This is a genomic window from Mycobacterium sp., assembly GCF_049281135.1.
GTDB lineage: Bacteria > Actinomycetota > Actinomycetes > Mycobacteriales > Mycobacteriaceae > Mycobacterium.
The window spans coordinates 1-9,989 of sequence record NZ_JBAPRN010000847.1 but is presented as its reverse complement, the minus strand read 5'-3'; the positions used below and the strand labels follow the sequence as shown (position 1 = coordinate 9,989).

The window sequence follows — 9,989 nt, the reverse complement described above, 5'->3', positions numbered from 1 at the left end:
GTGGAATGCGGGTTCCGCTTTAGGGGAGGGCACTCGCCGACAGGTGGCGGCAGGCGCTGCGCTGGCGGTGATTTCGGCTCCCGGCGGATCGCTGACGGACTACGCGCACGGCGGTGCGGCCGCTGAGGCCGTGTGGATCACGGCGCAGCAGCGCGGTTTGGCCGTCCAACCGATGTCGCCAATCTTCTTGTATGCCCGTAGTCGCGACGATCTTGCCGAAGTATCAAAGGTGTTCGGAGACGAGCTGCGCGACATGCAGGATTCGTTCGGCCAACTGGCCGGTCTGGCGGTTGGCGCTCCCATCGCTCTGGTGCTGAGAATCGCCGTCAGTGAATCCGCTTCGGTTCGCAGTCGGCGTGAATTCAGCCGCGTAAATGTACGCTAGCCCCAACAGGAGCTACGGTAATCCATATGTCCGGCGGGCTAGACGATCTGGTGACCGAGGTGGCCGCCAAGTTGATGGCGGCCACCGCGGCCGACCACGCCGCGATCAGCGAGCAAGTAGTCGCCGATACGGTGAGCCAATTCGGCGTGGACTTCGGTTTCCTGCGTCACAACGATCATGCGATCCACGCAACGGTGCTCGTCGCGCTGTGGCCGCCGCGACCGTTCGTTCCCGATCCCGATCCGATCGGAGTGGTGTATTTCGCTGACGCCGATCCGGTCTTCGCGCAGGCCGAAAACCTCAAAGTGCCCGACGTCCTCCGGCCCGCACCTGCGAACGAGGAATATCAGCGCAATATCGAGGCGGGCACCGGTATTCCCAACAGCACCATCGCATGCGTGCCGCTGCTCTCCGGGAGTGTCACAACAGGCACCCTGGGTTTCGTCAAGATCGGTGACCGCGAATGGCTGCCGGACGAACTGAACGCACTCCAGGCGATCGCTACATTGTTCGCGCAGGTGCAGGCGCGCATCCAGGCCGAAGAGCGACTTCAGTACCTGGCCGAGCATGACGACCTCACCGGGCTGCTGAACCGCAGGGCGCTGATCTCGCGTCTCGACGAACGGCTTGCTGCGGGCCGGCCCGGTCCAGTCGCGCTGGTGTTTGTCAACCTGGATCGCCTCAAGGCGGTCAACGATCACCTCGGCCACAAGGCCGGTGACCGGTTCATCGAAGTATTCGCGCAGCTCTTGCGTGACGCCGCTGACGATTCCTCGGTCATCGCCCGTTTCGGCGGCGACGAGTTCGTCGTCGTGCCGAACGAGCCTCTGGGCGCCGAGGCGGCCGAGGCATTGGCCCGACAGCTGCAGCAGCGCGTTCACAAGCAGGTGGAGGTCGACGGCGAGAACATCACCCGCACAGTGAGTATTGGTGTTGGCGTGGCCGAACCCGGCCGGGACACTTCCTCGGATATCTTGCGTCGAGCCGATCAGGCTGTCGTCTCGGCCAAGAGCGTCGGCGGAAACGCGGTTGTAGCCTTCGACCCGGAGATGGCCGAGAAGTACGCCATCCGCAACGATATCGAGTTGCACCTCGAAGGGATCATCGACAGCGATAACGGCGCGTTGGTACTGCACTACCTTCCGGAATTCGACATGCGAACCGGCGAGATCCTCGGGACCGAGGCGCTGATCCGTTGGCGACATCCCACTCGAGGTCTGCTGATGCCCGACTCGTTCATGGGAGTGGTCGAGTCCATCAACTTGGCGGGAAAGCTCGGCCGACTCATAATGCGCTCAGCCTGTGCGCAATTCAGTGACTGGCGCAACAGTGGGCTGGCGCGCGATGCGGTGTTGCGCATCAACGTTTCACCCGCGCAACTGGTGACAGACGGCTTTGTCGGCCTTGTCGCTGCGACGCTCGACGAGTTCGTTCTCGACGCCGGCACCGTTTGCCTCGAGATCACTGAGCACGTCGTCGTCAAAGACATCGAGACCACTCACAAAACGCTGACCGGTTTGAAAGAAATTGGCGTGCAGGTGGCGATCGACGACTTCGGCACCGGCTACAGCGCGTTGACATATCTGAAGTCACTTCCGGTGGACGCGCTCAAAATTGACCGGGAATTCGTCCGAGACCTCGGGACGGATGCGGCCTACTCTGACCTGGCGATCTTGAAACAGGTTGTCGCGTTGGCCGACGCTTTCGGCCTCGACGTCATCGCCGAAGGCGTCGAGACTGCTGCTGCGGCCAGGGCGCTGTTGGAGCTGGGCTGCTATCGCGCGCAGGGCTTTCTGCTGTCGCGCCCGCTCGCTAGAGGCGCGATGGGCTCGCTTTTCGCCCGAGGCTCCATCCCAGTCGACTTTTAGCGCTTAGACGACTTCTTGCCAGGCCGTCGCAAGATCACCTCGACGGTCGATCTCACGCATCAGAAGCTCGTTTTCGGTGAGGATCTTCGCAACCTGCCCTGGCTCGGCGTAGTTGATGAAGTCGCGGCTGTCCCACCAGATCATCTTGGTTTGATAGCGCTCGTCGGGGTACGGCGTCGCCGGAATGGGTGCGACTAAACCACCCGACGTCTTCCAGCGGTTGATCACGAATGCGGCAGCGGTGGCCATGAAGAACTGGTAACCGGTGAGCGATGCCATGTAGAAACCGCTGCGGGCCAGCGCGGTGGTCAGTGAACGATTCACGTCCGCGTCGTCGATCACCCAGCCCGACTTCATCTCGAGCACGCCGAAGGGGATGCGGTCGGTGATCATGTCGCGGACCATCTGCTGGCCGGGCTGGCCTTCCCATTCGATGACGGCATGCGACTCGTCGGCCGAGCGCAGCGGGCCTTTGGCTCGCAAGCCGGCCAACATCCGTCCGTCGTCGTCGATCGCCGCGCAGAACATGAAGGTATCGGCCCCGCTGCGCAGCGCATCCGCGTCCAGGGCGCACTCCACACCGTGCTTGCGATAGCTGCGCTCGGCGCCGCGGGTGAACTCGTCCCACAAGTCGGGATCGAGGTAAGGCTGCGAAAGAACCAGAGTTGCCCCGATGTCGGGATCACGCCAGCTGAGTCGTTCGCTCAGCCGGAACCGACCGACAGTCATGGAGTGGGGCGATACAGCGCCACTTCGTATGAATTCACGCATTCGACTGAACTCCAGTGCTGCTCTGCGTGTATTTAAATGCACATCGAATCGGATCGGCTGTCTTTATAAACCTTAATTCCCGCTTCTAAACGATCAGTATAACGCAGTATTTTGCATTTGCTTCCCATTGGGAAGCCGCCTAAAAGGCGCCCGCCCGTGGCACGAAAGGGCTGGTGGCACCGCGAAACCAACCTGAGACGCCCGTATCCGCGAGCGCTTATTGCCTGCCTGAAATCGGCGTTTCGTTAATCGAAGAAAAGCGGGATATGTGCTACTCGCGAGTATTTTCAGTCAGCGATTTGCAAATCTGAGGAAAACGGCTCAGCACGCGTTCGAAAATCGGTGGACGAAGAAAAGTCCGGCCCGAGGCGCAGAGCGCCGACCCTCCGGGCTCGCGTGCAAACGGACCGCGGCCCCGGCCAGCGCGCGCTATCCAGATAGCGTCAGCTGTCGCCGTCGGCTACCCGGCGCGCAAGCTGATGGATCGTCGGATTCTGGTAAGGCAGATAGGCCGAGAGCGGGCGATCGACAAAATCCTCCAGCTCGCCGACGAGGGCGACCGCGTCCGCCGAATCGAGACCGAGGCGATCGAAGCGCCTTTCGCGATCGATTTCGCCGGCCGGCTTACCGGTCCGCTGCGCCACGTACCCGGCCAGCATCTCTTCGATCTCCTCGTAGCTCTTTATCTCGTCCTCCTGGGAATCACGGCCCGATCAGCCCGCAAGCTCGGTAGCTGTCACCATCGCCCCGGTAGATCGATTCGGCGCATGGTCAAGCGAAACAGCGTGAACGCGCCGAGTTCCATCGAGTAGGCGAACATGCGCAGGTACCGCTCGTATCGCGCCACCGTCTCCGCCGATGACGCCGCTATCGCGTCGTCTCGTCGCTCCTTGATGCGCCCGAGCCAGGCACGCAACGTTTTGACGTAGTCGTCGCGATCATTCCTGACCCTTTCGATCTCGAGTTCCATCTCGGCGGCCCGGGCGATGTCGGCAAGCCGAGGCAGCTCTGACTCGGGAAATATCTCGTCGACGATGAAGCGATCGCGCAATGGCCGGTCGCGCGGGATGTCGCCGTAGGCGATGGTCTGCAGCGACAGCCGGCCGCCCGGCTTGAGCCAATTACGGCACGCGCTAAAGAATCGCCGGTAGGCCTCGACCTGCTCCTCTGCCGACAAGCCCTGACGGGCGAAGTGTTCGAACGCGCCGACCGAGATGATGGCATCGAAAGGCTCGGTTGGTTCGTAATCGCTCCAGCTGCGGACCAAGACCTCGACGTTGCTTGGTGCGAGCGCACGCAGATACTCGGCCTGCGCATCCGAAAGTGTAAGACCCACAGCGTGTTTCACGCCTTGTGAACCAACCAGATGCATGAGCTGAGCGCCCCAGCCGCAACCGATGTCGAGCACTCGCGCAGCGCCGGCCGCACCCGCCTGTTCGGTGTGGAAGTCGAGTTTGCGACGTTGCGCGGTCTCGAGGTCGTCCGCCGTGTCCGCCCACATCGCGCAGGAGTAGCTCATGGTGGGATCCAGCCAGACCTGCCAGAAGTCATTCCCGACGTCGTAGTGGTGGCGGATCGCTCCCGAGCCGGCACCCAAATACGTCTCGCTCATCCATTACTCCGCGTTGGTCAGGTCGGGCGCCTTGAGGTCACTGGCCAGGCCGCACAGTGACAATCCGCGCAGCAACGTGCCGCCGAAATCGAACTGCCACCAGCGCACCCGGGTGCTGTACGCGCGCGGCGCGTCGTGGTGGTTGCCATGATTACCGCCGCCGAGCGAGGGCAGCGCGAGCCATATGTTGTTGCGTGCCTGTCCCGAGTGCGGCCATCGCGGCTGGCCGCCGAACAGGTGGCCGAAGGAGTTGACCGCCCAGGTGAGATGGCTCACCACGAACACGCGAGTCATGCCGCCCCACAAGAAACCCGTGAGCGCGCCGCGCGGCCCGCCGGCGCCCAAACCGATGAGGGTCGGTATCGCCAGACCGAGCACGCCCCACAACAGATAGCTGCGATGCAAGGCGATGGTGCGCGGGCTCTGCCACAAATCCTTCACCTCACGCGCGGAGATTGTCATCGCGGTGTGTTCCGGACGGAACAGCCACCCAACGTGGGCGTGCACAAATCCGTGCAGGCCGCCGGCCGGCCAATGCGGTGAATGCGGGTCACCCTCGCGGTCGGTGGATGAGTGATGGCGGCGATGCGTGGCAACCCACCACATCACCGGACCGAGGAACGCGCTCGAGCCCAGTGCACCGAGCACCCAAATCAGCGCCGGCTGAGCGCTGAACGCACGGTGGGCGAAGTAGCGATGGAAACCGAGCTCGACGCCGGCCGTCGTCGCCACCGTGCCGACCGCAAAGACGATGAGGTCCGTCAACGAGGGACCAATTCCGTTGAGCCACAGCGCCACTGCGGCTATGAAGGCGAGTGCCGGACCAATGACCGCGAACACCGCGAGCGCATATCCACGTATCATGCGGGCTCCCCGATCAGGTGACGATGTATCTCGGGGAGCTCGCCGCGTGCGTACAGCGCCCGGCACTCGCTGCGCCTGATCTTGCCGCTGGTCGTCCGCGGGATGCTGCCCCGCTCGACGAACATCACCACGTCGGCCGGTGTTCCGTGCGCCGCGGCAACGGCGCCGACGATCTCATCGGCCTGCTCGCTCCATTCGGCGACCGCGTCGCGGGCGATCTCCGTAACGATGACGAGCCTCTCCAGGTTGCCGTCGTCGTATCCGAATGCCGCGCAAGCGCTGGCACTCAACGACGCAAGACGGAGCTGTTGGACGGTGTGCTCGATGTCCTCGGCGGCATAGTTGACACCGTTTTTGACCACGGTGTCTTTGGAGCGGCCGGTGACGTACATCTCACCTTCGACAATGCAGCCGAGGTCGCCGGTGCGTAGCCATGTCTTGCCGTCGAGGGAAGCGGCGAAAGTGTCCCGGGACGCCTGCTCACGGCCGAAGTAGCCGGCCGCGACGCTGGTACCGCTGACCCAGATCTCGCCTTCGACGCCGTCGTCACAGCGGGTCTCGCTCGCCGCGTCGACGATTGCGACCTCGAGGCCGGTGCGGGCGTGACCGCAACTCACCCGGTTGAGGCCGCTCGGGTCGCGCCACACGGCTGGCGACTCGCCGTGCTGTCCGCCTGACACGATGAGCGTCGCCTCGGCGAGACCGTAACAGGGATAAAACGCCTCGCGACGAAAACCCACGGCGGCGAACGTCTTCTCGAAGCGATCAAGGGTGGACGGGCGCACCGGTTCGGCGCCGACGAATGCGAGGTTCCAGCTCGACAGATCCAGGCCGTCAAGGCTTTTCTCGCCGTGGCGTTCTACGGCGGCGACGCACATTTCATAGGCGAAGTTCGGGCCGCCACTGGTGTTGGCTCGGTAGCGCGTGATCTCCTGCAACCAGCGCAGCGGGTGCTTGAGGAACTGCAGGGGCGTCATGATCACGCACTCGAAACCGGTGTACACCGGTTGCACGACGTAGCCGATCAGGCCCATGTCGTGCTGAAACGGCAGCCAACCCAGCGCGACCGTCGAGGGGGTGTGCCCGAACGATTCCTCGATCATCAATTCGTTGGCCATCAGGTTCGCATGGCTCACCATCACGCCGCGCGGCACGCCGGACGAGCCCGACGAGTATTGGAGGATGGCAAGGTCTTCGGGCGCGATCCTGGACTCGTGGTCCGGTGCATCGGTCAGGTCGAGATCATCGATTGCGACGCAAGGGATCTCAGCGAGCTCTGGGACCAGTTCGCGCGCCGCCAGAAGCTCGCGGGTAGTGAGCACGACATCAGGTCGGGCGTCGGCGACCACTGCGCGCAGCCGCGGCAATGTCTGAGCCAGCCGCGAGGGAATCGGTGTATGCGTGGGAACCGCGCACACTCCGGCGCGCAAGCAGCCGAACAGCGCGTCGAGAAACAGCGCGTCTTGTGGCATGAGCAGCAGTGCGCGCGGCTGCTCATCGGTGCGCGGTAGCTCGTTCAGGTACGCGGCCATGGCCCGCGCGCCGGTGGCCAGCTCTGCCCAGGTGCGGGTTTCCGCACCGGTTCCGTCGTCGAGGAACGCGAACGCGCGGTCGTCTGGGCGCGCGGCAGCGTGGTGCTCCAAACGGTCGGCGATGGTCGCGCCGACCGCATCAATGATCGGCGGGTCAGAGCCTCGCTGTTGCTCTTTCGCGTCGAGCCCCCATATCTTGTGTCCCCTCAAAACGGGCGCCTAACGGCTGCGTTAAATAAAACTCAGCATACCGAAAATAACTTAAGGATCGCTCGCGTATCGCTAGACCTGAGGCCGCGAACGCGAGAGAGCTCCGTCGCCAGGACTCGAACCTGAACTGTCTGAACCAAAATCAGAAGTGCTGCCGATTACACCACGACGGATCGCTGGACCAGCGATCGAACCGCGTCCACTCTAGACGACCGTGCGGCCCGATCGCTGACCGCGGGCGAGGGATAACCTGTTAGGCGTGGCCGCGCCGGACAAGGAAACGCGGGCGCCCCGCACCAGGATGACCGGTAGCGAGCGCCGCCACCAACTCATCGACATCGCGCGCTCGCTGTTCGCCGAGCGGGGCTACGAAGGAACCTCGATCGAGGAGATCGCCCTTCGCGCCAACGTGTCCAAACCGGTGGTCTACGAGCACTTCGGCGGCAAAGAAGGGCTGTACGCCGTCGTTGTCGACCGGGAGATGTCGGCGCTGCTGGACGGCATCACGTCGTCGCTGACCAACAACCGGTCCCGGGTTCGGGTCGAAACGGTGGCGCTGGCGCTGCTGACCTATGTCGAGGAGCACACCGACGGGTTCCGCATCATGATCCGCGACTCGCCGGCCTCGATCAGCTCCGGCACCTACTCGAGCCTGCTCAACGACGCGGTCAGCCAGGTCAGCTCGATCCTGGCCGGCGACTTCGCCCGTCGCGGTCTGGACTCCAACCTTGCCCCGCTCTACGCCCAGGCACTGGTCGGATCGGTGTCGATGACCGCGCAGTGGTGGCTCGACACTCGCGAGCCCAAGAAGGAAGTGGTCGCTGCCCACCTGGTCAACCTGGTGTGGAACGGCCTGACCCATCTGGAAGCCGATCCGCACCTGCAAGACGAGTAGCCGGCTAGCCCCGATCGCGGGACAGCAGATCCGCGGTCGTTTCGCGGCGGACCAGCTCGCGGGGCTGACCATCCATGACCGCGATGATCGGCGGCCGGCCGACCATGTTGTAGTTCGACGCCATGCTGTGGTGATAGGCCCCGGTGCAGGCCACCGCAAGCAGGTCGCCCGGATGCACATCGGCGGGGAGCTCGACATCGCGGGCGATCTCGTCGCCCGATTCGCAATGCCGGCCCGCGATGGTGACCCGTTGCTTGGGCGCGAGAGAATGGCGATTGGCAAGCGCGACGGTGTATTTCGCCCCGTACAGCGACGCCCGCGGGTTGTCGCTCATCCCACCGTCGATGGCGACAAAAGTGCGTCCGCCCGGCTGTGTCTTGACGCCGCGCACCTGGTAGACGGTGACGCCGGCACGCGCGCTGATGGCCCGGCCGGGTTCGACCACGACGGTCGGGCGCGGGAATCTTTCGGCGGCACACGCCGTGTCCAGGGTGTCGGCGATCACCCTGGCCAGCTCGTCAACGCTCAGCTCCGGGTCGCCGGCCAGATACGGAATCCCATGGCCGCCACCGATGTTCAGCTCGGTCAGGACTACGCCGTGCCGAGCCCGGACATCGGCCATGGCGGCGATCATCCGGCGGATCGCCTCGCCGTAGATCGCCGCCTCAACGACCTGCGAACCGAGGTGGCAGTGCAACCCGATCAGCCGCAGGCTCGGGTGCGAGAGCACTCGCTCGACGGCATCGGCGGCATGGCCGCCGTCGAGGGTGAACCCGAACTTCTGGTCGCTGACCCCCGTGGTCACCGCGCGGTGGCCGTGAATGTCGAGGTCAGGGGTGACCCGGATCAGCACCCGCTGCCGTCCCTCCGCCAGACCGGCGAGATCGGTGATCTCGATGGTCGAATCCAGCACGATGCGCCCGATCCCGAAGCGGACCGCGGCGCGCAGGTCGTCCTGCGACTTCGCGTTACCGTGCATGACGATGCGGGCCTTTTCCACACCCCCTGCCATCGCGATGGCGAGTTCTCCTGCCGAGCAGACGTCGATGCCGAGCCCTTCTTCGTGCGCCCAGCGCGCTACCGCGATGGTCAGCAGGGACTTGCCGGCGTAGAGCACCTCGGTATCGCCCAGTGCCGCGCGGTAGCGGCGGGCGCGGCTGCGGAAGTCGGCCTCGTCGATCACGTAGGTGGGGGTGCCGAACTCATCGGCGATGTCGGTCAGGGGTACCTCGCCGATGCAGAGTCGACCGTCGTCGTCGGAGTGGGCCGTCATGGGCCAGATCGCCGGGTGGAATCGCGGCGAAGCCGCGAGACCTATGGAAGGCAGCAGGTCCGGCAAAGTCGATGTCATCACTTCAGCCTCCGCACGGATCACGCGGATGCCACTTCCCTAACGGATCCTTGACGGTGCTCGGCCGGAAATTGACGACCGGCGGCCCCCAATACAATGGGGCCATCATGACCGCACGGGGGCCAGAAATCGCAGATACCCCGATCGCGGGGCTTGTCGAGTTGGCGCTGCGCGCGCCCACGCTGCAGCGACTCATCGAATTCGCTGACCAGCGACCGGCGGAATTGGCATTGGTCGGCCCGGCCAGCGCGCGACTGTTCGTCGCCTGCGCGCTGGCCCGCGGGGGGCCGTTGCTGGTCGTTACGGCGACCGGCCGGGAAGCCGATGACCTTTGCGACGAGCTGCGCGGCGTCCTCGGCGATGCGGTCGCGATGTTCCCGTCCTGGGAGACGCTGCCCCACGAGCGGCTTTCTCCCGGCGTGGACACCGTCGGCGCCCGGATGATGCTGCTGCGCCGGCTGGCCCACCCGCAGGACGGCCGGCTCGGCCCGCCGCTGCAGG

The 9,989-nt window shown here is 64.6% G+C and carries 8 protein-coding genes, 1 tRNA gene and 2 pseudogenes; 4 read left to right on the top strand and 7 right to left on the bottom strand.

The genetic code is table 11. The features are described 5' to 3' along the window. Together WAN02_RS33765 and WAN02_RS33760 are read left to right on the top strand one after the other, a co-directional pair. Positions 1 to 385 (top strand): annotated as a pseudogene (locus WAN02_RS33765) (hypothetical protein); the annotation flags it as partial. A 26-nt stretch (positions 386 to 411) separates the two neighbouring features. Continuing rightward, the gene (locus WAN02_RS33760; protein WP_422269702.1) at positions 412 to 2,253 is read left to right on the top strand and encodes a bifunctional diguanylate cyclase/phosphodiesterase; all 1,842 of its coding nucleotides are present in this window, start codon (positions 412 to 414) and stop codon (positions 2,251 to 2,253) included. A gap of 3 nt (positions 2,254 to 2,256) precedes the next feature. On the opposite strand, the gene WAN02_RS33755 is transcribed toward WAN02_RS33760, so the two are convergent. The 6 genes from WAN02_RS33755 to WAN02_RS33730 all read right to left on the bottom strand — a co-directional run bounded on the left by WAN02_RS33755 (position 2,257) and on the right by WAN02_RS33730 (position 7,415). Then, positions 2,257 to 2,982, bottom strand: coding sequence for a hypothetical protein (locus tag WAN02_RS33755; RefSeq protein WP_422269701.1), 726 nt, complete (start codon positions 2,980 to 2,982; stop codon positions 2,257 to 2,259). Positions 2,983 to 3,467: 485 nt separating this feature from the next. Then, a complete protein-coding gene (locus WAN02_RS33750) occupies positions 3,468 to 3,683 on the bottom strand; it encodes an acyl carrier protein (RefSeq protein WP_422269700.1) in 216 nt (71 codons plus the stop codon). A gap of 77 nt (positions 3,684 to 3,760) precedes the next feature. Next, on the bottom strand, positions 3,761 to 4,636 hold the full coding sequence (locus WAN02_RS33745) for a class I SAM-dependent methyltransferase (RefSeq protein WP_422269699.1): 876 nt from the start codon (positions 4,634 to 4,636) through the stop codon (positions 3,761 to 3,763). 3 nt (positions 4,637 to 4,639) lie between these two features. Further along, positions 4,640 to 5,500, bottom strand: coding sequence for an acyl-CoA desaturase (locus tag WAN02_RS33740; protein WP_422269698.1), 861 nt, complete (start codon positions 5,498 to 5,500; stop codon positions 4,640 to 4,642). Next, positions 5,497 to 7,242: a fatty acyl-AMP ligase gene (locus WAN02_RS33735; protein WP_422269697.1), complete on the bottom strand. Its 1,746-nt coding sequence runs from the start codon at positions 7,240 to 7,242 to the stop codon at positions 5,497 to 5,499. The genes WAN02_RS33740 and WAN02_RS33735 overlap by 4 nt, the downstream gene beginning before the upstream one ends. A 101-nt stretch (positions 7,243 to 7,343) precedes the next feature. Further along, positions 7,344 to 7,415 (bottom strand) — tRNA-Gln (locus WAN02_RS33730). Positions 7,416 to 7,543: 128 nt separating this feature from the next. Here WAN02_RS33730 and WAN02_RS33725 point away from each other — a divergent pair. Further along, positions 7,544 to 8,137 carry a TetR/AcrR family transcriptional regulator gene (locus WAN02_RS33725; RefSeq protein ID WP_325693484.1) on the top strand — a complete coding sequence of 198 codons (594 nt, stop codon included), beginning with the start codon at positions 7,544 to 7,546 and terminating at the stop codon, positions 8,135 to 8,137. A 4-nt stretch (positions 8,138 to 8,141) separates the two neighbouring features. Here the strand turns inward: WAN02_RS33725 and lysA are convergent, their stop codons facing one another. Next, a complete protein-coding gene (lysA, locus tag WAN02_RS33720) occupies positions 8,142 to 9,488 on the bottom strand; it encodes a diaminopimelate decarboxylase (RefSeq protein WP_422269696.1) in 1,347 nt (448 codons plus the stop codon). Positions 9,489 to 9,595: 107 nt separating this feature from the next. Between lysA and WAN02_RS33715 the strand changes: the two are divergent. Then, a pseudogene (locus WAN02_RS33715) lies at positions 9,596 to 9,989 on the top strand (transcription-repair coupling factor); the annotation flags it as partial.

Bases quoted from the DNA above. Each gene is read 5' to 3' on its own strand.
- WAN02_RS33760 (WP_422269702.1), top strand. From the start codon at position 412: ATGTCCGGCGGGCTAGACGATCTGGTGACCGAGGTGGCCGCCAAGTTG.
- WAN02_RS33755 (WP_422269701.1), bottom strand. From the start codon at position 2,982: ATGACTGTCGGTCGGTTCCGGCTGAGCGAACGACTCAGCTGGCGTGAT.
- WAN02_RS33750 (WP_422269700.1), bottom strand. From the start codon at position 3,683: ATGCTGGCCGGGTACGTGGCGCAGCGGACCGGTAAGCCGGCCGGCGAA.
- WAN02_RS33745 (WP_422269699.1), bottom strand. From the start codon at position 4,636: ATGAGCGAGACGTATTTGGGTGCCGGCTCGGGAGCGATCCGCCACCAC.
- WAN02_RS33740 (WP_422269698.1), bottom strand. From the start codon at position 5,500: ATGATACGTGGATATGCGCTCGCGGTGTTCGCGGTCATTGGTCCGGCA.
- WAN02_RS33725 (WP_325693484.1), top strand. From the start codon at position 7,544: ATGACCGGTAGCGAGCGCCGCCACCAACTCATCGACATCGCGCGCTCG.
- lysA (WP_422269696.1), bottom strand. From the start codon at position 9,488: ATGACATCGACTTTGCCGGACCTGCTGCCTTCCATAGGTCTCGCGGCT.